Origin of the sequence: Paenibacillus sp. FSL H8-0104 (genome assembly GCF_038050215.1) — a bacterium.
Lineage (GTDB): Bacteria > Bacillota > Bacilli > Paenibacillales > Paenibacillaceae > Paenibacillus > Paenibacillus amylolyticus.
The window spans coordinates 1,866,530-1,886,405 of the sequence record NZ_JBBOTC010000001.1; the positions used below are offsets into that span (position 1 = coordinate 1,866,530).

Here is a 19,876-nt window from a genome sequence, read left to right on the forward strand (position 1 = left end):
GCAAAATGACAATCATGAACAAACGATTAGCGCTGGAATCCTTTTTGGTTACCTTGTTATTCATCATCGGTTTTGTAGCTTGGAATGTCGTTCAAGGCATGATCATGACCATGAATTATGTACCTGATCTTACGAACACCGCTTCTTCTGTTACCCCATTGCAATCCAAGATTGCTTTTGGAAGCCGTGTTCAATGGGATACAACATCCATGATTATGGCTGTTTCCGGATTTATTTTGCTAGCCGCCGCATATTACGGTCTTCGATCAGGAATGCAGCGTTGGACACAGCGTTCTTGATGTTTTATCCGCTTAGAGTCCATGTTCTGTACTTACTTACGTTGCCTTTGTAGCATATCAATTGAAACTCATTTACAACTGCCCTGAGTCTATTAGACTCAGGGTTTTTGCTATGGCTAATGTTTTTCCGCTTCGAAGGGGAAATTTTCTAGATCCAAGGTCAAGGAAGAATCCGTTACAATGATCTTGTAAGCGCTTATCGTTTTGGATAGAGAGAGGAGGAGAGACAGAGATCATGATTACAACCAATCAGATTTATCTCGATCAGACATTGCATAGCAAAGAGGACGTATTTGATTTTATATCTGCGGAGGCAGAGCGTTACAGCATCACTACAAACCGTGCACAACTTGCGGCTGATCTGTGGGAACGCGAACGTGTCTACTCCACCGGACTTCAGGATCACTTTGCAATTCCCCATACCCAGAGTGAAGTTGTAACACGTCCGGCAGTGATGGTCATTCGATTGCGTGAGCCCATTGATTGGGAATCTCATGACGGCAAGCCGGTAAAATATATTTTTGCCATCCTTGTGCCTAAAGGTCGTGTAGACGTATCCCATCTACAAATTATCTCTTCACTTGCCACCTTATTGCTGGAAGATTCATTCAAAGAGGCCATCGCGGAAGCGGTGCAGCCGGAAGATGTATATGCGTTGCTTCATCAATATACGGAAGGACTGGTGTCATAATGAAAATCGTAGGTGTAACGTCATGTATCGCAGGTCTCGCCCATACCCCGATGGCCGCCAAAGCATTGGAGAAAGCAGCTCAGCAACTGGGATATGAGATCAAAGTGGAACAGCAGGGAGCCATGGGACAAGTCAATAAGCTGACGGAAGAAGATATTGCTGCAGCGAATTTTGTACTGATTGCAGCGGATCAAACGGTGAAGGACATGGATCGGTTTGGCGATAAAAAAGTCGTACGTGTCAAAATTGGTCATGCCGTAAGTCAGGCAGAAGCGGTATTAACCAAAGCCGTCGAGGCTGTGAACGCACAAGCTTAACCCCACCTTCCACATGAGGAGAGAGTACGATGAGAAAATGGTTTGGTGAAGCAAAAACACATCTAATGACAGGTATCTCCTATCTGCTGCCGGTCATTATCGCGGGTTCCCTGGTCGTTGCCATCTGTAAAATTATCGCACTATCGATGGGCATTACCGATCTTGATCCGTACAAGGATGGAAGCGGATTCTTGCATATTTTATATCTCGTGCAAAATGTAGGATGGAGCGGCATCGGACTATTGACGATTGTCCTGTCCGGTTACATTGCCTACTCGATTGCCGACAAACCTGCCCTGGCCGCAGGTCTGATCGGCGGGGTGCTGGCACAGCAGACCAACGCCGGTTTCTTGGGCGCATTAATCTCAGGCTTCTTTGCCGGATACATCACCTTGTGGGTCAAAAACAAAGTCAAGATTACAGGTCCAGCCGCTGGCTCGGTACCGTTAATCATTTTACCGCTGATTACCGTAGGTTTAACCGGATTTCTGATGGCGGTCATTCTGGGTGGCCCGCTGGGCGCACTGAATGAGTATCTTATTGCTTGGGTTCAAAACATGAGCCAGAGCGGAACGAATACCATCCTACTTGCTATTATTCTGGGAGCGATGATCGGGTTCGATCTTGGTGGACCTGTCAACAAAGCGGCATGGATGGCAGGCAATGCCCTGTTCCTGTCCGGTGTCTATCTGCCGAATATTTTCATTAATATTGCCATCTGCATTCCGCCGCTTGGTTATGGTTTGGCAACATTGCTGATGAAGAAACGTTTTTCCAAAACCTATCAGGAAGCGGGAAAAGGTGCAGTGATTATGGGTGTGATCGGTATCACGGAAGGTGCAATTCCGTTCACACTGCGTAACCCTGCCAAAATGATTCTGGTCAACATGTTTGCCTGTGCAACGGGCGCTGCCTTGACTGCACTGCTGGGAGCACATATCATCATGCCACCAATTGGCGGCTTATATGGAGCTGTGTCAGTAGGTACCCCAATCGCGTACCTTGCCGGAGGCATTGTCGGCGCACTGATCGTGGCGGGTGGCACCATGTTGGTGAACTTCCGCGATGAAGAAGAGAAACAGCCTGCCAAGACTCAGGAAGCTTCAGTGAAGAAAAACGGGGAAGAAATAGAACTCGTTTTTGACTAAAAAAAGCATCTGGAGGGATATAGAGATATGAGTGAGAGAAATCGTACCAAAGTACATGTGATTCCACATACGCACTGGGACCGGGAATGGTATTTTACGACCTCCCGTTCCAAAGTGTATCTCGTCAAACACGTCAAGGAAGTATTGGATGCACTGGAGAATATCGATGGATTCCATTATTACCTGTTGGATGCACAGGGCTCGCTGCTGGATGATTACATCCGCTGGTGTCCCGAAGATGAGGAACGGATCCGCCAACTGGTTTCTGCCAAACGACTGATGACGGGACCCTGGTATACACAGACGGATCAATTGGTTATTTCCAGTGAATCCATGGTCCGAAACCTGTATTATGGTATGAAAACAGCACAAAAGTACGGACATGCGATGAAGGTTGGTTATGTCCCGGATGCGTTTGGACAATCAGCACAGATGCCGCAGATCTATCGCGAGTTTGGCATTGAACGTTTCCTGTTCTGGAGAGGCGTATCAGATAATACGAATCCACATACCGAGTTTACGTGGGAAGGATCGGACGGCAGCCGTGTATTTGCTGTACAAATGCCATTCGGATATTACTACGGTGGTAACATTCCAGAGAATGAGGAAGATCTAATCCCTTATCTGGAGAAACAGATTGGTGCGCTGGAACGCAAAGCCTCGACCAAACATATCTATTTCCCTAATGGGTTTGACCAGGCGCCTGTCCGGTTGAACCTGCCGGAGTTGATTAAACGGTTCAATGCACTGGATACAGAACGCGAATATGTGATGAATGAACCGGAACGTTTTCTGGCGGAGATCGAAGCGGATAGTCAGGATCTGCCTGTACTTCGAGGTGAATTAATGGAAGCCAAGCACATGCGGATTCACAAGTCCATTTTTTCCACCCGTGCGGATCTCAAGCAACAGAATAACCGAATTGAGAATCTGATTGCTAACACGCTCGAACCTGTACTTGCCATTAGCCATTCTCTCGGGCATGATTACCCGCATCGCATTGTGGAGGACATCTGGAAGCTGTTGTTTGAGAATGCGGCACATGACAGCATCGGTGGCTGTAACAGCGATACAACGAATCAGGACGTTGCGTTCCGTTACAAACAGGCCTATGATATCGCACTGAATTTGCTTGACCTGCATATGCGGATGATTGCTTCAACGATACAGCAGGAGGAGACATTTGCGTTCACCCTGTTCAACACGCTACCGTATGTGCGAGGCGGGGTTACTGAGATTGAAGCTTATATTCCGGAAGAATCCTTTGTGATTCGGGATACGAAGGGGCGCGAGCTGGCCTACACCATTGTGGAAAAAGTAGACCAGACCGATTATGTGCTTGGACAGCACATCGATCTCAATCCAAGCCGCAAAGTACATCTGCCGGAACGGGTATATCGCGCCAAATTGCTGGTGGAACTGCAAGAGGCCCCGGCGATGGGTTACACCCAGATTGTTTTTGATTTCAGTCAGGGCGCTGCACCTGTCATTGAACGACGTAACGAGGACAAGATTGAAAATGAACATTTCACTATTGCGCTGCAAGCAAACGGCACCTTGCAAATTACAGATAAGCGATCTGGCCAAGTGTATGCGGATCAAATGGTCTTTGAAGATAACGGGGATGACGGAGATTCCTACAATTATTCTCCTCCCGAGCGGGATCTGATTGTTTCTTCGGCAGGTAGCCAGATGAGTGCGACGACCACCCAAACGTCTGTATCTCAGACACTATCCCTGCGTTTCACGTTGGATGTTCCCTACGATCTGGAAGAGCGCGCCGCAGGTATCACGTCGGGAGCATTGCCAATGCAAGTGGAGATATCTCTTCGCAAAGGAGAGAATCTGATCCGTTTCCAGGTTCAGGTGCAGAATGAGGTGTTCAGCCACCGTCTGCGTGTCCTTTTTGATACAGGAATTGCTTCCGCCCTATCCATTGCAGACCAGCCTTTCGGTGTGATTGCTCGTCCAACCTCATTGCCAGAAGTGGAAGTATGGGAGCGCGAACAATGGCAGGAGAAACCGATCACTATTGAAGCGATGCAGAGTTATGCGGGGTTGAACAACGGTACGCGTGGTATGGCTGTGATGACGGAGGGTGTACGTGAGTATGAGATTGTTGGCGAGCAAATGGATACCATTGCCCTGACCTTGTTCCGTACTTTTGGTTTCATGGGTAAGGAAAACCTGTTGTATCGTCCTGGCCGGGCCTCCGGTGAGAAAATTGTGGCTACACCTGATGCGCAATTGCTTGGCGAGCTCTTCTTTACCTTTGGCCTGCATATCCAGGCTTCCGGATTCAACGAAGCGAATGTAGCTCGTGCTGCACGTGAATATTTGACACCGATCAGCAGTTATCAGCAATGCGACTTTTTGAACGGACGTCTGATCTTTGCTTTCCGCGATGAGGAACGTGTTCTTGATACAGACTACAGCCTCATGTCGTTCAGCGACGATTCCAACGTGGTGTTAAGCAGTTTTAAGAAAGCAGAGCAGAGTGAGGGTTACATTGTACGTGTCTTCAATCCATATTTGGCGCAGTCTGCAAACGTGAACATGCACTTTAATCAACCTGTACATGCAGAGCGTGTATCTCTTGGTGAACAACCACTGGGGCCTCAGCAGAGGTTAACCGATGGAGAAAAGGTCGTTCGTTTGCCGGAACTCGCACATTGTAAATTGATGACGGTACTTGTATCGATATAAGGTGGGCTTTAGTTTGACACAATCCTGATCAGAAGGGAGGTCGGATATCGGTATGATTTTTCCAACTAAACGGTTGAAAAAGCTGTTCCACCTCATTCATGGTGAAGGACAGGAACAGGCTTGGACGAGCCAAGCACTTGCAGACAGGCTGGAAGTTACTGTACGTACTATTCGGGATGATCTGAAAAAGCTGGATCTTATCCTCGCGGGGCATGGCGGGAGCCTGGAATCCAAGCGTGGGCGGGGTTATTCCATTCGTGTGCATGATGCGAAGCGGTATAATGAGCTGTTGGAGGAACGGAAGGATGATGGGCAAAAAGGTGCTCCAGTACCTGGTTCGCCTGATGAGCGTATCCGTTATGAATTGTTCAAGCTGCTTGGTGAACCGGGTCATATCAAGATGGAAGACCTCGCTGATCAGCTGTATATAAGCCGTGCAACGATGAACAATGATCTGAAAATCATTCGTCAGATTCTGGAGAACTACCAACTTCAGCTTCAGATCAAGCCAGGACATGGTGTGAAGGTCGTCGGAGACGAGCAAAGGTTTCGCTATTGCCTTGCCGAGTACGCCGATGCGCGAGATGAAGAACTGGGCCCCGAAGGAATGACCGTTGCACAGGAACGTTTGTTGTACCCAATCGAACCCGCACACATCCGCGAGATCGTCATTCGCCATGTAGGCAAACAGAATGTTCGTATTGCAGATGTGGCCCTGAAAGATCTGATTACGCATCTGGCTGTTATGGTATTACGTATTAAGCAGGGACATGAACTAGAGCAATTCGAGAAAGTGGAGGCGAATGTTCAGGATCAGCAACTTGCGCAGCAGATTATTCAGGATCTGGAGTTGTTATATTCCATTCATTGTCCAGTTGGAGAGCGAGATTATCTGCTGCTGCACATTGTTAGCAAAAAAATGACCGCTACCGATTGGAATGGACTAAAAATTGACCCATTATATGTTGCTGTACAGCAGATGCTGAGTCATATCTATGATCGGTACACCTATGATCTGCGTGATGATGACCGCTTGCCAAATGATCTGTATGCGCATCTGAAACCCATGATTACGCGCTTGGAACATGGCATGAATATGCGGAATCCACTGTTGGGACATATACGTAAATATTATCCGCTGGCCTATGAGATTACGATCAGTGCAGTGAAACAGCTACAGACATACGTACCTCATGAGATCAATGACAGTGAGATTGGTTACCTGGCTCTTCATATTGGTGCAGCATTGGAACGTAAATATCAGATTCCTCATCGCAAACGGAAATCCGTATTACTCGTCTGTGGGTCAGGATACGGCACAGCCCGTATTCTTGAATCGAGATTGCGTTCGTTATTTGCCGAGCTGGAGGTCTCTCGTGTGGTTTCGCTACGGGAGTATGAGGAGATGGGGAGTGTACCCGAAGATTTGGTTATTTCCACGATCCGGTTACGGGAGTCCAAAGGCAAGCCGTCAGCTGTCATTGCTGCGATTCCATCGGAACGAGACATGGCAACGATCACTCATCTGGTGCGAACTAGTGATGAGCAGGAGGAAATGACGCTGCTGCGTTACTTTGATCCAGCGTTGTTCATGTTTCGGTCCGATCAGCCTGACAAAATGACACTTATGGCTGAGATGAGCGGGGCGCTGTTGGAGAAGGAAATTGTAACGGAGCAATTCTGGCCAGCTGTGCAGGAGCGGGAAAAGATGGCTTCAACCGCGCTTGGAAGAGGTATGGCGATTCCGCATCCCATGGAGCTGAGTTCAACTCGTACGACCGTATCGGTATGTCTGCTTGAGAAGCCGATTCCGTGGGATGAGGAGAATGAAGTACATGCTGTATTTATGTTATCCATCTGCAAAGAGGATTACGAACAGGCTATGGGGATCTATGATCTGTTTGTAGAGTTGATCCGACAGGAGGAGCAGCTGGAAAGCCTGCGATCCTGCGGTAGCTTCGATGCCTTTGCCCAACTTGTATGCGAAACGTTGAGTCTAAAAAGTACCGAAGCGTATTAATATATAAGTTCACTAAGGATAATTCCACTGACACTCCGATGACAGAATAACCTTCCGATCGCTGTTATCCCCAGATTTTTCTGATCCCCTTTTCGAAAGGGAAAAACCGTCCTTCATCAGATTTGTCTGATAGAGGACGGTTTTTATTCGTTAACACAAACTATAGATTAGATATGTTTGGAAATGATTTCTTCTAGTCCTTGAGCGACAGAATGCGCCCCTCGCGCCAGATGTCTTTCATATAGATGCAGGCGGACAAAACTTTCATCCGTGCCCATCGCTTCCGAGAATATTCCACTGAGTCCACGAGCGCGGCGATCGATCTGTAATAGCAGCTCCAGCGAATCGCCCATGGGATAGAACAGCACTTCCAACTCATCCAGATGCCCACGAAACTTGTTTGTTGGTACAAATTCGAATTCCTGCACAAATGGCAGATTACCGCCCAGCTTCGGCGCATAGTCATTGGTTACTTCACGGAGCTTGAAACCAAGGATATCAATTGCATCGAGCACGGTGTTCATGTCTTTGCTAGGAACAACATGCAGTCTGTCCCGGTCTGAGGGGTCTACAGCACTTGAAATATCGAGGCCCGTCTCCACCCATACCTCTGCACGATGCAGTGTAATTGGCAGATTTTCTGGGAGGTCAAATGAAAAGTCTTTCTCCAATTTGGCTCCAGGCTGTAAGGTGAAACCTTCGGTGAGCAGATATTTGGCTATAACGGCTGTTTCTTTTACTTTACGATCATCGTGCTCCCGTATGTAATGGGTTTTGATTGAAAGATAGATTCGATCTACGTTCTGTTCCACATCTCCACCTTCAATGTACACAACCCCCGAGATGATTCCTCCAGGCGTGACCTCTGGTGTATGCAATTCCGTATTTACTTTGGCTGCTCCAACACCTACACTGGCTAACATTTTCTTGAAAAATGACATGCGCTCTACCTCCAGATCAGATGGTTTATTATATGGGATACATACGGCTTCGACCTTAATACGGAAGCTGGAAGAGAAGCGTTTCATATTTTAGCAAAGATATATCGTATATCCAAACAGGAGAATCGACGTACCTATGTCGAATGTTTAAATAAAGGGAATTTTTGTCAGGGGGAACTCTATGAGCATGGAATGGTACGATATGATTGCACAACGTAATGGGGGATACAAGGGTAGGGCTTTGTATACGCTGGAAGGTAACTCTGCTGAAGATATTTTTGAAGAGCGGTTGATTAAGCTTCTGCCTCAGTATACATCCGTGCTCGATGCAGGCTGTGGACATGGGGAGTTTACGTTGAAAATGTCGGAATATACCGATCACATTATAGGGGTTGATAATTCGGAAGAGATGATAAAGATAGCTCGGAACAGTCTTCATTCAAGCACGAAAACAAATGTGAAATTTGTCTGTGTAAGCACGAAAGAAAAGATGCCATTTGAAGATAAGCAATTTGGTCTGATCTATGATCGCAGAGGTCCAACTTCCATTATTGAGCATGGGAGATTGCTACAAAAGGGTGGAGTTATGATTGGTATTCATACGGATATAACAAAGGTACGTGAGCGTTTGGAAAGAAATGCGTTTAAGGAGATCAAGATTGAGGAATATAACGAAGCACTTATGATTTTCTCGGATGAAAAAGAGTTTGCCATCTTTCTCTCCGATATCCCCGGAAACCCGGATTATACACAGCCTGAGTACCGGGAACAGCTGAAAGTCAAGCTGAAGGAGAACCGGGTTGATGGTAGAACTGCTGTAAGAGAATGCAAGTATATTTGGCAGGCCATAAGGAGATGAAGCCGATTGAATATAGAATTTTCAGAACAGAAATATGGTGAAATGGGTGTCAAAACCAGCTTCGAGCAGATGGCAAACGGGGAACAAAAATATAAAATGATATCAGAAGATGGCAGTTATTATTGCAGAACCGTTGCTTCATCCCACGGAGCTTGGCAAAACAGTCATGTACATATCAATCTAACGGAGTTTTATGTGGTGCAAACCGGATGGATTGCGTATGCCAGTTATGGAGACGATCAGACATTTTCGATTCGAGTGATGCGCGCAGGAGAGCACATCATTGTCCAACCTGGAATCCACCATAATATATACATGTCTGCACATAGCGCGATACATACCATCAAGCATGGATTGAACACCTCCAGTGATTGGACGGCATCCCCTGAGTTGGATAGGTTAACTCAATCTTTAACAGAGAAGGAGCTACTCCAGAAGTATGATTAATTAGACGGGAGGATCAGACAGATGCGTAAAAATACAATATTTTGGATTACGGGAGTAACGATAATTCTCTTGGTGACTCTGCTCATATACAGCTATGTTATTCCAAGTGTGAGTGCCCAGGATGTTGTGATGGCAGGCACAATCAGGCAGATTGATACGGATGTAGTTGAGGTAGAGTTAGAGATAACGCGAAAAAGAGAAGACAAGGACCAGCATATGGTGTATCCCGTTGTCCCTGGATGGGAAGGGGTCACATTCACTGAAGAACAAGATGATGCGTGGTACATGCCCTCGTCTGTTGGCAGCTCCTATCTTGATCAAGTCATTCTGGAAAAGTATCTGAAGGCGCAGGGGATGACCATGAAATCATCTGATAATCTGATAGGGTTTGCGATACCTGATGAGATAGGGAGCTACAAGTTGCGGTTAACGCTCAGATCTTTGGATGGAACGACTCAGCCGCTTGAGAATCCCGTGGTGTATTATGTTCACAACGAGCATTTGTTAGGGAAGGATCTGAGTTGGGTTACGAGTGAGAATCTGGAGATCAATAAGGAGTAATCAGAATGATGAATGTATATGAATCGAATGAAATCACTGTACGTTTCTTGGACACAGAAGATGAACAACATCTGGTGAAGTGGCTGTCAGACCTGGAAGTTCTTCAATACTATGAAGGGCGTGATCGGCCGCATGATCTGGAACAGGTGAGAGAGCATTTTTACAATCAGAAAGATGGTGCTACTCGTTGTATCGTTGAGTATGGAGGACATCCGATTGGATACATTCAGTTCTATGAGCTTGAGGAAGAAGAGCGAACGGAGTATGGTTATGGAGACACGGATGAGATCATCTATGGAACGGATCAGTTTATTGGTGAGGTAGAATACTGGAATAAAGGCATTGGTACACAGTTGATGCAATCCATGCTTGCTTATCTGATTAATGAAAAACAAGCCCGTAAAGTGGTTATGGACCCTCAATCCTGGAACTTAAGGGCGATATCCTGTTACGAGAAATGTGGTTTCCAAAAGATTAAGCTGATGGAGAAACATGAGCAGCACGAAGGACAGATGCGAGACTGTTGGCTTATGGAATATGCCCTGTAGATCCTGTTTAAAGTTATTTGAATCATATAAACAAGGAGGAATAATGGATGGATGAAAGATTTCCGATAGGACCATTTGTACACACGGGTGAAGTTACTTTGGCACAGCGGGAGAAGTGGATTCAGGACATTGCTGAGTTGCCTGAACGCGCACGAGAAGCGGTAAAGGGACTGAGTGAAGAGCAATTAAGTCTGCCGTATCGAGAAGGTGGATGGATGCTCAAACAAGTCATTCACCACATGGCAGACAGCCATATGAACAGTATGATTCGTTTCAAGTTGGCACTGACAGAGGATACACCAACGATTCGGCCTTATTATGAAGAGCGCTGGGCTGAACTGAGTGATTCACGAGACCTGGATGTCGAATTCTCGCTTCAGATTCTGGATGCCCTCCATCGTCGTTGGGTGTTTCTGTTAAACGCGCTGACAGATGCAGATTATGCCAAACAGTTTTATCATCCCTCATCGGAAGAAACGACAAGACTGGATTACAATCTGGGCATGTATGCTTGGCATGGCAAACACCATGTTGCTCACATCACATCGCTTCGGGATAGATTGGGAATATAGCTATTAGAAATATCTTTTAAGGAGGATTCATCAATGAGTGTACATATCAGACTATTAAATGAGAACGATCCTGTAATCATATCAAAGGCGTTTCAGGAGCAGGGTTGGGGGAGATCCCCTGAGCAGTATCTTCATTACTTGGCTGAACAACAGAATGGGGAACGCGTAACCTTGGTAGCCGAGTTGAATGGAGAATTTGCCGGATACGTGAATGTATTGTGGAATTCCAGCTACCCGTCTTTCAGGGAACAAGGCATTCCCGAAATTAACGATTTTAATGTACTAATGAAGTTCCAGCGCCAAGGTATTGGTTCACGGTTGATGGACCGAGCAGAGGAAGTTATTCTGGAACGAACGGATGTAGCAGGCATTGGTGTAGGTGTGTTTTCCGATTATGGCAAAGCGCAAGTTCTATATGCCCATCGCGGGTACATACCAGACGGTCACGGTGTACACAAACATGATCATTACATTCAGCCGGGTGAAGAAACGATTATGGACGACGATGTTGTACTTTATCTTACGAAGAAGTTAAAAGCCACGCAATAAGTCTAATGTGTAGTTAGTATTTGCAAAGAAAGATGATCAAAAAGCTGTCTTGCATGTTATACTCTATTGGAATTTGAGGAATGATAAGCAGGATGTTGAGAGATTAGATGATCAGAGGAGTGATTGATCCATGTTTAGCAAAGTCGGCCAGATTATGTTGTATGTCAACAATCAGGATGAATCACTGGCATTTTGGACGGAAGTTGCGGGGTTCCACATTGTGGATGAAGTAAACCTTGACGAGGGTATGAGATGGATTGAGATTGCGCCTACCCCAAATTCGCAGACGAGCATTATTCTTCATGACAAGGAGTTTGTGGAGCGGATGTCAGCAGGTGTAAATTTGGGCACACCTTCATTAATGTTCTTCACCGAAAATCTGGATCAGTTATATGCCGACTTGGCTGGTAAACATGTAACGGTTGGAGAGATTGTCGAGATGCCAACGGGGCGTGTCTTCAACTTTGCTGATAACGAAGGAAATTACTTTGCAGTCTTGGAACGGGCGAAGTAAATTACAACTTAAAACCGCTAAGATTGTAAGCGATCGACATCCATGTCGGTCGTTTTTTTGTTGGGAAAAAGCTTATGTTTTGGAGTAGAAAAGCACAAGAAAAATAGAGAACTACTGGGTAAAAATGTTATAATAGAGTGTGGCTGATTTATTGAAAATGATGAGGAATGAATAGTCGAAAATGAAGGTTTGAATGGAGCAGTTAAGGAGGAATGTGGTTGTGGAAAAGACGATTAAAAGTGTACAGGATCTATATGATATGCTCGATGCGGATTTCAGATCTGCCAAGCAGTTTTGGGAACCTTTCTATGAGGATCGGAACAGACCAATCCCCTTTTTCCCAAACAAACCGGATGAGAATCTGGTAGCGCATGTGAACGAAGGTGTGCTGAGCGGCGGTAAGGCACTGGAACTGGGGTGTGGCCCGGGCAGAAATGCGTTGTATTTAACCCGCCAAGGATATCAGGTAGATGCTTATGATCTTTCGGAGACAGCTATTGCTTGGGCTAAAGAGAGGGCGGCAGAGGAGCAACTGGACGTGCATTTTGAATGTCGATCTGTGTTCGAATTGTCCCCAGAGCAAGAATATGATCTTGTCTACGACTCGGGTTGTCTGCACCATCTGTTGCCACATCAGCGCATTCCCTACATAGAGATGATCCACAATGCACTCCGGCCTGGAGGATACTTTGGAATGACTTGTTTTGCTCCTGGTTTTGGCGATATTGGTGGGCCTGAGATCGTTATGAATGATTGGCAGGTGTATCAAGAGAAGTCGATGCGCGGTGGTCTTGCGTTCACGGAGGAGAAGCTTCGCTACATGCTGGAAGATGGCTTTGAATGTGTGGAGTTCCGTGCAATGAAGTCGCTGGAGCAACATGAACCGTATTTTGGTGTACCTTTTCTCTGGGCCACGTTGTGGAGAAAGAAAAACTCGTAAGAATAGTGAAATAAACATGCATTGAAAATAGAGGAGGAGTGGTATCGGAATGGGAACAGAAACAGGAAAAAGACACTTTATCATTACAGGCACATCCAAAGGGATCGGTTTACAACTTGCAGAGTTATTATTGGCTAAGGGGGATTACGTTTACGGTATTTCACGCGGGGGTTCGGATCTGTTGGAATCAAGCGAGGAATGGAGCGGTCGTTACCGCCATGTTCAGTATGATCTTGCCGACCTGAATGGGATCGATGATTTGGTTACACGCATATTGGACCAAATTCCGTCTCAGGAAGCCGATTTCATTGGACTTATTAATAACGCAGCGATGCTAGAGCCTCTAAAACCTATCGATCAGTGCAGTGCGGCAGAGATAAGTCAAAGTCTCAACATCAGTCTCGCAGCACCAATGATATTGAGTTCATCTTTTATTCAACAAACAAATCACCTGTCCGCCAGACGTAAAATTGTTAATCTCTCATCGGGTTCGGGAAGTTATCCCGCGCCTTCAATGGCAGTGTACTGTACATCCAAGGCAGGTATGAACATGTTCACCCAATGCGTATCTTTGGAACAAACGGGCCAACAGAACCCTGTTGAGATTATTGCTTTTGATCCGGGGATGGTTGATACGGAATTGCAGGCTGTTGCACGAGGCAAAAGTGCAGAGGAGTTCGCCCTTGCGGGTATGTTCAATCAAGTATATGAAGCAGGCCAATTAAGATCGCCACGAGACGTAGCGGTGCAGTTGATCGAGCGGATGGACGAACACAGTGATGCAAGCCATGTTATACACACTGTTGAGAGCTAATATGATATATGTATTTCGGATTGTTATCTTTACGAAGTATGGATACCTTTTGATATAAGCCCAACTTCCCTGTACACTGGAATCAGCGATCGGAAGAACGATTCGTAACGGTAAAGGTGATCCTGCAACAACGGAGTCTATTTACCTTATTCAACCTTAGAAGATCAGAAACGTGGTGAATCTCTTGTTTAAAATTATGCTCATTGAAGACGACGAATCGTTATTCAGTGAAATCAAGGAACGTTTGTCCCAATGGTCGTATGATGTGTATGGTGTGCAGGATTTTGGAAAGGTATTGCAGGAGTACAGCGTAATTCAGCCGCAACTGGTCATTATTGATATTCAATTACCACAATATGACGGGTTCCATTGGTGCCGGATCATTCGTTCGCACTCCAATGTGCCGATTATCTTTTTGTCCTCACGGGATCATCCTGCGGATATGGTTATGTCCATGCATTTGGGTGCAGACGATTTTATCCAGAAGCCTTTTCACTTCGATGTATTGATTGCCAAGATCCAAGCGACTTTGCGGAGGGTGTATAACTATAATACAGAGCATATTGAACTCCGAACTTGGCGCGGTGCGGCTATTGAATATGTGAAAAATACACTGACCTGCGGGGATGAATCTGTCCTGTTGACCAAAAACGAAATGTTCATCCTTAAAGTGCTGGTCGAGCATAAAAATCAGATTGTTACCCGTGAGGATCTCATCCGGAGCTTGTGGGATCATGAGCATTTCGTGAGTGACAATACGCTAACAGTTAACGTTAATCGGTTACGGAAGAAGCTTGAACCCATCGGCTTGGAGCGGTACATTGAAACCAAAGTAGGTCAGGGGTACATGGCAACGGAAGAGGCAGAAGCATGATCGGAAAGTACATACGAGAAAGGGCTAGTTGGTTATGGCTACTGGTAAGCATGCAACTTATTATTTTATTGGTGGCCTACCTGGACTCGTCCATTCCATTCCAATCTGTGGTGTATATCGTAGGACTGAATGTAGTGGTATGCCTTGTTTTTATCTGGGCGAGATACCTGAAAGAGACCCGTTTCTATAAAAAGTTGAGCATCTGGGATCATACCTATGATCTGGGAGAACTTGATATCGCCGAAAGTCCATATGAGCAGATTGTACATGAGGCCGTCAGTTCCCAGACACAGCGGTATCGTAAGGAGTCGTCACATCATTTTATCGCTCTGGAACAGGAGAAGGACGAGATGTTGTCCTGGATTCATGAGGTGAAGACCCCACTGACAGCGTTGCAACTGATGATCGAGCGCTTACCAGATGACAAGTTACAGAGCCAAATGACATATGAATGGTTACGAATTCATCAGTTGCTGGATCAGCAGCTTCACCAGAAGCGTATTCCGTTTATGCATAATGATCTGTTCATCGAAGAGACGGAACTTGAACCGGTATTGAATAGCGAGATACGAGCACTGAAATCGTGGTGCATTTCCAAAGGCATTGGCTTTGATGTGTCTTTAATGGTATCGCGCGTGCTCACAGACAGCAAATGGTTAGGCTTCATCCTCCGGCAGTTGTTGAGCAATGCGGTGAAATATAGCGATTCATCGGACATCCTCATTGAAAGTTGGGAACAGGATGGACACATCATACTCATGATTCAGGATCACGGGCGAGGGATTGAGACTCAAGATCTGCCGCGTATATTTGATAAAGGATTTACGTCCACCCGAGGCAGAATGGATGGGGCGGCTACCGGGATGGGGCTGTATCTGGTTCGTCAGGTGGTCCAGACGCTTCATATGAGCATTCATGTAGAGTCTTCTCTTGGTGAGGGCACAACCGTCACACTTACTTTTCCGCGAAAAAACGACATGGTGCATCTTGCAGGCGTGTGACAACAATGTCACATGCTTTTTGGTTTTGTTCGGTGAATCACACGATAACACTGCACATCCCGATTATGATATAGACACGAGCATTTTGCAGAAGATCTAAGAGGAGTGAGCGGGATATGTGGATACTGGAAGCCAAAAAAATTCATAAAGTCTATGGTAATAAACTGAATAAACAGGAAGTGCTGAAGGGGATTGATCTTGGGGTAAGCAAGGGAGAGTTTGTTGGTATTATGGGGCCTTCGGGTTCGGGTAAAACGACGCTGCTTAACGTACTTTCCTCCATCGATCGGGTGAGCCAGGGCACGATAGATATTGAGGGCAAGGAATTCACCGGAATGAAGGAGAAACAGCTGGCTGAGTTCCGCAAACATCATCTGGGCTTTATTTTTCAGGAATACAATCTTCTGGATACCCTTACGGTAAAGGAAAATGTATTATTACCGCTCTCGATTACGAGCATTCCAAAGCAGGAGGCACACCTGAAGTTTGAACAGATCGCGCGTGAACTGGGAATCTACGAATTGAAAGACAAGTATCCATCTGAGATTTCAGGGGGTCAGAAGCAGCGGACTTCGGCAGCACGAGCATTTGTCCACGAGCCGAGTATCATTTTTGCGGATGAGCCGACAGGAGCGCTGGATTCCAAGTCCGCTTCGGATCTTCTCGGCAAGTTAAGTGATATGAACAGCGCACGAAAAGCGACTATTATTATGGTTACCCATGATCCGGTTGCCGCAAGTTATTGCAGCAGAGTGATCTTTATTCGAGACGGTCAGATCTACACCCAGTTGAATAAAGGAGACGAGTCACGGCAATCGTTCTTCAACGATATTATCAAAACCCAGGGCGTATTGGGTGGTGTGCAGCAATGAGCTTGAATTATATTATCTTCCGCAATCTCAGGAAAAATCTGAAGAATTATTATCTCTATGTGTTTGCGCTTGTGTTCAGTGTGGCCTTGTATTTTTCCTTTGTGACGTTACAGTATGATCCTTCCATGGATGAGGTGGCTGCTTCAACAAAAGGTGCGGCGGCTATAGGCGCATCTTCGGTATTATTAATCTTTATTGTCGGCATTTTTTTGCTCTATGCCAATACGATCTTTATCAAGCGGCGTAGCAAAGAAATTGGATTATTTCAATTGATCGGACTGACAAAAGGCAGAATTTTTGTTATTTTGAGTGCGGAGAACAGTATCCTTTATTTTGGCTCCATGGCTATTGGTGTGTTAATTGGGTTTCTTGCGTCCAAGCTGGTATTGATGATATTGTTCAAAATTCTCGGTGTGGATGCGATTACGAAACTGTATTTCTCTCCGATGGCACTGATGCAAACGGTGATTGTCTTTACGATAATGTATTTGCTCATCATGCTGATGAACTACACTTTTATCAAGAGACAGAGCATTCTCTCGCTCTTTCGGGTATCGGCCACTTCGGAGCAGCAGGTGCAGAAGATGTCATTTGGACAGATGATTATTGGCTTCTTGGGCATTGCCCTGATTGTGTATGGATACTTTATGTCTGCACGGCTGTTTAGCGGTGAAGCAATGGATATGCAGCAGTTGATGTATACGATGATCCTGATTCTCTTCTCGGTCATACTGGGGACATACCTGTTCTATAAGGGGTCGGTAAGTACTATCTTTAATCTGATTCGCAAAAGCAAAAACGGCTACCTATCCATTCATGAGGTGTTATCGTTATCTTCAATCATGTTCCGCATGAAGTCCAACGCATTGCTGCTCACAATTATTACAACCGTTTCGGCGCTTGCTATTGGCATGCTGTCACTCAGCTACATTTCGTATTATTCGGCAGAGGCTCAGGCGAAGGAAAGCTTGCCAGAGGATTTTTCATTTGCTCAGGTTGAGGTGAAAAATCGCTTTGTAACGGAGTTGGAACATAAACAGATTCCATATGAGGAGAATCATAGACAGCCTATTTATATTGAAATTGATGCTCATGAAGTGATGGATGAGTCCATGACGGAAAAGTACCTGTTCAGTAGTGTGTTGAGTGACAAGATGGTAGATAACATTGATCTGCAACCAGGCGAAGCGGTCTTCATGGGATACGGAAAAGCCATTCAGCAGTTGATTTCCATTCAGGAGACAGGTCCAATTGTCTTGCATGGATTGAAGCGAACGCTAGACCAACAACTGATCGGAACCACCCAAAAGGGGGTTCTTCCTGGATACTATTCTGGGGGCACGCCTGTAGCGGTAGTAGATGAAACGGTATACCAGCAGTTGCGGCAGGATCTCGATCCCGAGCTGCAAAAATCCGAGTGGGCGGATTACTATGGTGTACGTATTCTGAATGAGGGGCAGGCTGAAGAGGCATATGCCGTATATAAGGAGCTACAGTTGGAAGCACCGAGCTTCTCCCAGATTGAGTTCAGAAATAACCAACGTAATAATATGGGCTTAATTATGTTCATTGTTGGTTTCCTTGGTTTGACGTTCTTGATTACATCGGGATGTATCCTGTACTTTAAACAAATGAACGAGAGTGAAGAGGAGAAGGACAATTATACCATTCTGCGAAAACTCGGATTTACACAAGGCAATCTGTTGCGTGGAATTCAGATCAAGCAGTTGTTTAACTTTGGTATTCCGCTTATGGTGGGGCTGAGTCATAGTTACTTTGCCGTGAAATCAGGTTGGTTTTTCTTTGGTACGGAGCTGGCGACACCTACGGTCATTGTCATGATAGTCTATACATTGTTATATTCGATCTTTGGTCTGTTGTCTGTGTGGTACTATAAACGGGTGATTAAGGAAGCTTTGTAGAATTGGGATCACGAGTATGCTGATTTAGCAAAAATAGGTTGAGTAAAGGGCAGCTGTAATGATTACAGACTGCTCTTTTTTCTTTTTCTAAGTATAATGCCTCATGAAAAAAAGGATGATTATGGAATTGAGTCGAAATGATGATAGAGTCCATGCTTCTGATTCATGTATAACGGTGAAACGAGGGGAGTGGAGTAGCGTGCCTGGAGTTCTATATGCCTCGAAGAAAGAGTTAAGTGAGACGATTCGACGCACCTATGAATTGTTTGAGGGTGAGTTCAATGACATCCATAACAGCGACAAAGATAAGTGGGTTGAAGGTGTGGACAAGACGCCTGCCCAGATGATCGCCTACCAGTTAGGATGGATGAACCTGGTGATGGAGTGGGAGAGAAATGAACAGTTGGGACATGAATGTCATATGCCTGCACCAGGGTATAAATGGAACCAACTGGGGCAATTAAATGAATCATTTTACGAAAAGTATTCAGGCTATACGCTGGAGGAGTTACGCTCATTGTTTCGGGAGACAGAACAACAATGGCAGAACTGGATTGCCTCGCTGAGCGAAGAGGAATTATTTGTACAAGGGATAAGACAGTGGACGGGGACTAAGCCCGGATGGGCTATGGTGAAGTGGATCCAGATTAATTCGGTAGCTCCTTTTAAATCCTTTCGGACCCGATTACGTAAATGGAAAAAAGGTCACTTAGCCAACATGGATGAGGGGAGAATAGATGTCTAATGAATCTGGCAAATAAAATCACGTTGGCTAGAATCGCGTTGATTCCATTGTTTATGATCTGTTTTCTCAATCAGCAAAGCGTGATGATTGCACTAATTATATTTGCAGTAGCGGCAGGTACGGATAAATTGGATGGATATGTGGCGAGGAAATATAACCAAATCACGAATCTGGGAAAGTTGCTTGATCCACTGGCGGATAAACTGTTGATTGCGGTAGCGCTGGTCATGATGGTTCAGGAGAATATGATCAGTTCATGGATCGCTGTAATCATTATAGGACGTGAAATTGTCATTACTGCATTGCGAATGGTAGCCACAGAACAGGGTATTGCTCTTGCAGCGGATCGATATGGTAAGATCAAAATGGTGCTTCAGGTGGCAGCGATCATTGCCATTTTGTTGAATAATGTTCCGTTTAGTTTGTTGACTGATATCAGAGTGGATGTGGCATTACTATGGGTTGCAACAGGCGTTACTCTCTTATCCGGAATGAATTACATTATCGTAAATTATAAACTGTTGAGATAAAAGGAG

Annotated in this window: 22 protein-coding genes; 21 read left to right on the top strand and 1 reads right to left on the bottom strand. The window is 45.5% G+C overall.

Translation table 11 applies throughout. From position 1 onward, the window contains the following. The first annotated feature begins 14 nt into the window (after positions 1 to 14). The 6 genes from NST38_RS08495 (at position 15) to NST38_RS08520 (ending at position 7,181) form a co-directional block, all read left to right on the top strand. Positions 15 to 299 (top strand): hypothetical protein, encoded by a 285-nt coding sequence (locus NST38_RS08495; protein ID WP_143781021.1) that lies wholly within the window; start codon positions 15 to 17, stop codon positions 297 to 299. A 235-nt stretch (positions 300 to 534) separates the two neighbouring features. Continuing rightward, on the top strand, positions 535 to 990 hold the full coding sequence (locus NST38_RS08500; RefSeq protein WP_076252562.1) for a PTS sugar transporter subunit IIA: 456 nt from the start codon (positions 535 to 537) through the stop codon (positions 988 to 990). Then, positions 990 to 1,307 carry a PTS fructose transporter subunit IIB gene (locus tag NST38_RS08505; RefSeq protein ID WP_017689749.1) on the top strand — a complete coding sequence of 106 codons (318 nt, stop codon included), beginning with the start codon at positions 990 to 992 and terminating at the stop codon, positions 1,305 to 1,307. Before NST38_RS08500 ends, NST38_RS08505 begins: the two co-directional genes overlap by 1 nt. Positions 1,308 to 1,336: 29 nt before the next feature. After that, positions 1,337 to 2,455, top strand: coding sequence for a PTS fructose transporter subunit IIC (locus NST38_RS08510; RefSeq protein WP_076252560.1), 1,119 nt, complete (start codon positions 1,337 to 1,339; stop codon positions 2,453 to 2,455). A 27-nt stretch (positions 2,456 to 2,482) separates the two neighbouring features. After that, positions 2,483 to 5,161, top strand: a complete 2,679-nt coding sequence (gene mngB, locus NST38_RS08515; RefSeq protein WP_256720082.1) for a mannosylglycerate hydrolase — start codon at positions 2,483 to 2,485, stop codon at positions 5,159 to 5,161. A gap of 52 nt (positions 5,162 to 5,213) precedes the next feature. Further along, positions 5,214 to 7,181, top strand: a complete 1,968-nt coding sequence (locus NST38_RS08520; protein WP_076252555.1) for a BglG family transcription antiterminator — start codon at positions 5,214 to 5,216, stop codon at positions 7,179 to 7,181. A gap of 167 nt (positions 7,182 to 7,348) precedes the next feature. Here NST38_RS08520 and NST38_RS08525 read toward each other — a convergent pair whose 3' ends face one another. Next, positions 7,349 to 8,122, bottom strand: coding sequence for a sporulation protein (locus NST38_RS08525; RefSeq protein ID WP_074094224.1), 774 nt, complete (start codon positions 8,120 to 8,122; stop codon positions 7,349 to 7,351). Between the two features lie 181 nt (positions 8,123 to 8,303). On the opposite strand from NST38_RS08525, the gene NST38_RS08530 reads away from it, so the two are divergent. From NST38_RS08530 to pgsA, 15 genes are all read left to right on the top strand, one after another. Further along, positions 8,304 to 8,981, top strand: coding sequence for a class I SAM-dependent methyltransferase (locus NST38_RS08530; RefSeq protein WP_076252553.1), 678 nt, complete (start codon positions 8,304 to 8,306; stop codon positions 8,979 to 8,981). A gap of 6 nt (positions 8,982 to 8,987) precedes the next feature. Continuing rightward, positions 8,988 to 9,428 carry a hypothetical protein gene (locus NST38_RS08535; protein WP_076252550.1) on the top strand — a complete coding sequence of 147 codons (441 nt, stop codon included), beginning with the start codon at positions 8,988 to 8,990 and terminating at the stop codon, positions 9,426 to 9,428. Between the two features lie 21 nt (positions 9,429 to 9,449). After that, positions 9,450 to 9,989, top strand: coding sequence for a hypothetical protein (locus tag NST38_RS08540; RefSeq protein WP_076252548.1), 540 nt, complete (start codon positions 9,450 to 9,452; stop codon positions 9,987 to 9,989). A gap of 8 nt (positions 9,990 to 9,997) precedes the next feature. After that, complete coding sequence (locus tag NST38_RS08545; protein WP_076252743.1) at positions 9,998 to 10,537, top strand: GNAT family N-acetyltransferase; 540 nt, start codon at positions 9,998 to 10,000, stop codon at positions 10,535 to 10,537. 47 nt (positions 10,538 to 10,584) lie between these two features. Then, on the top strand, positions 10,585 to 11,109 hold the full coding sequence (locus tag NST38_RS08550) for a YfiT family bacillithiol transferase (RefSeq protein WP_036610311.1): 525 nt from the start codon (positions 10,585 to 10,587) through the stop codon (positions 11,107 to 11,109). 33 nt (positions 11,110 to 11,142) lie between these two features. Beyond that, positions 11,143 to 11,658 carry a GNAT family N-acetyltransferase gene (locus tag NST38_RS08555; RefSeq protein WP_017689739.1) on the top strand — a complete coding sequence of 172 codons (516 nt, stop codon included), beginning with the start codon at positions 11,143 to 11,145 and terminating at the stop codon, positions 11,656 to 11,658. 130 nt (positions 11,659 to 11,788) lie between these two features. After that, positions 11,789 to 12,172: a VOC family protein gene (locus tag NST38_RS08560; protein ID WP_036610305.1), complete on the top strand. Its 384-nt coding sequence runs from the start codon at positions 11,789 to 11,791 to the stop codon at positions 12,170 to 12,172. 193 nt (positions 12,173 to 12,365) lie between these two features. Then, positions 12,366 to 13,112 (top strand): class I SAM-dependent methyltransferase, encoded by a 747-nt coding sequence (locus tag NST38_RS08565; protein WP_036610302.1) that lies wholly within the window; start codon positions 12,366 to 12,368, stop codon positions 13,110 to 13,112. Between the two features lie 49 nt (positions 13,113 to 13,161). Further along, entirely contained in the window at positions 13,162 to 13,926 is a 765-nt protein-coding gene (locus NST38_RS08570; RefSeq protein WP_076252546.1) for an SDR family NAD(P)-dependent oxidoreductase, read from the top strand. Between the two features lie 184 nt (positions 13,927 to 14,110). Beyond that, positions 14,111 to 14,800: a response regulator transcription factor gene (locus NST38_RS08575; RefSeq protein ID WP_017689733.1), complete on the top strand. Its 690-nt coding sequence runs from the start codon at positions 14,111 to 14,113 to the stop codon at positions 14,798 to 14,800. After that, on the top strand, positions 14,797 to 15,801 hold the full coding sequence (locus NST38_RS08580; protein WP_076252544.1) for a sensor histidine kinase: 1,005 nt from the start codon (positions 14,797 to 14,799) through the stop codon (positions 15,799 to 15,801). The genes NST38_RS08575 and NST38_RS08580 overlap by 4 nt, the downstream gene beginning before the upstream one ends. 116 nt (positions 15,802 to 15,917) lie before the next feature. Beyond that, the gene (locus NST38_RS08585) at positions 15,918 to 16,673 is read left to right on the top strand and encodes an ABC transporter ATP-binding protein (RefSeq protein WP_076252542.1); all 756 of its coding nucleotides are present in this window, start codon (positions 15,918 to 15,920) and stop codon (positions 16,671 to 16,673) included. After that, positions 16,670 to 18,595, top strand: coding sequence for an ABC transporter permease (locus tag NST38_RS08590; protein WP_076252539.1), 1,926 nt, complete (start codon positions 16,670 to 16,672; stop codon positions 18,593 to 18,595). The genes NST38_RS08585 and NST38_RS08590 overlap by 4 nt, the downstream gene beginning before the upstream one ends. A gap of 199 nt (positions 18,596 to 18,794) precedes the next feature. Beyond that, positions 18,795 to 19,340, top strand: coding sequence for a ClbS/DfsB family four-helix bundle protein (locus NST38_RS08595; protein ID WP_076252537.1), 546 nt, complete (start codon positions 18,795 to 18,797; stop codon positions 19,338 to 19,340). Next, positions 19,340 to 19,870 (top strand): CDP-diacylglycerol--glycerol-3-phosphate 3-phosphatidyltransferase, encoded by a 531-nt coding sequence (gene pgsA, locus NST38_RS08600; protein ID WP_036610288.1) that lies wholly within the window; start codon positions 19,340 to 19,342, stop codon positions 19,868 to 19,870. Before NST38_RS08595 ends, pgsA begins: the two co-directional genes overlap by 1 nt. Positions 19,871 to 19,876 lie beyond the last annotated feature (6 nt).

What these genes read in the sequence shown, in the direction of transcription:
- NST38_RS08525 (WP_074094224.1), bottom strand. Translation starts at nt 8,122, where the DNA reads ATGTCATTTTTCAAGAAAATGTTAGCCAGTGTAGGTGTTGGAGCAGCC.
- NST38_RS08540 (WP_076252548.1), top strand. Translation starts at nt 9,450, where the DNA reads ATGCGTAAAAATACAATATTTTGGATTACGGGAGTAACGATAATTCTC.
- NST38_RS08565 (WP_036610302.1), top strand. Translation starts at nt 12,366, where the DNA reads ATGGAGCAGTTAAGGAGGAATGTGGTTGTGGAAAAGACGATTAAAAGT.
- NST38_RS08545 (WP_076252743.1), top strand. Translation starts at nt 9,998, where the DNA reads ATGAATGTATATGAATCGAATGAAATCACTGTACGTTTCTTGGACACA.
- NST38_RS08530 (WP_076252553.1), top strand. Translation starts at nt 8,304, where the DNA reads ATGAGCATGGAATGGTACGATATGATTGCACAACGTAATGGGGGATAC.
- NST38_RS08520 (WP_076252555.1), top strand. Translation starts at nt 5,214, where the DNA reads ATGATTTTTCCAACTAAACGGTTGAAAAAGCTGTTCCACCTCATTCAT.
- NST38_RS08570 (WP_076252546.1), top strand. Translation starts at nt 13,162, where the DNA reads ATGGGAACAGAAACAGGAAAAAGACACTTTATCATTACAGGCACATCC.
- NST38_RS08550 (WP_036610311.1), top strand. Translation starts at nt 10,585, where the DNA reads ATGGATGAAAGATTTCCGATAGGACCATTTGTACACACGGGTGAAGTT.
- NST38_RS08580 (WP_076252544.1), top strand. Translation starts at nt 14,797, where the DNA reads ATGATCGGAAAGTACATACGAGAAAGGGCTAGTTGGTTATGGCTACTG.
- NST38_RS08505 (WP_017689749.1), top strand. Translation starts at nt 990, where the DNA reads ATGAAAATCGTAGGTGTAACGTCATGTATCGCAGGTCTCGCCCATACC.
- NST38_RS08510 (WP_076252560.1), top strand. Translation starts at nt 1,337, where the DNA reads ATGAGAAAATGGTTTGGTGAAGCAAAAACACATCTAATGACAGGTATC.
- NST38_RS08585 (WP_076252542.1), top strand. Translation starts at nt 15,918, where the DNA reads ATGTGGATACTGGAAGCCAAAAAAATTCATAAAGTCTATGGTAATAAA.
- NST38_RS08590 (WP_076252539.1), top strand. Translation starts at nt 16,670, where the DNA reads ATGAGCTTGAATTATATTATCTTCCGCAATCTCAGGAAAAATCTGAAG.
- NST38_RS08555 (WP_017689739.1), top strand. Translation starts at nt 11,143, where the DNA reads ATGAGTGTACATATCAGACTATTAAATGAGAACGATCCTGTAATCATA.
- mngB (WP_256720082.1), top strand. Translation starts at nt 2,483, where the DNA reads ATGAGTGAGAGAAATCGTACCAAAGTACATGTGATTCCACATACGCAC.
- NST38_RS08560 (WP_036610305.1), top strand. Translation starts at nt 11,789, where the DNA reads ATGTTTAGCAAAGTCGGCCAGATTATGTTGTATGTCAACAATCAGGAT.
- pgsA (WP_036610288.1), top strand. Translation starts at nt 19,340, where the DNA reads ATGAATCTGGCAAATAAAATCACGTTGGCTAGAATCGCGTTGATTCCA.
- NST38_RS08500 (WP_076252562.1), top strand. Translation starts at nt 535, where the DNA reads ATGATTACAACCAATCAGATTTATCTCGATCAGACATTGCATAGCAAA.
- NST38_RS08495 (WP_143781021.1), top strand. Translation starts at nt 15, where the DNA reads ATGAACAAACGATTAGCGCTGGAATCCTTTTTGGTTACCTTGTTATTC.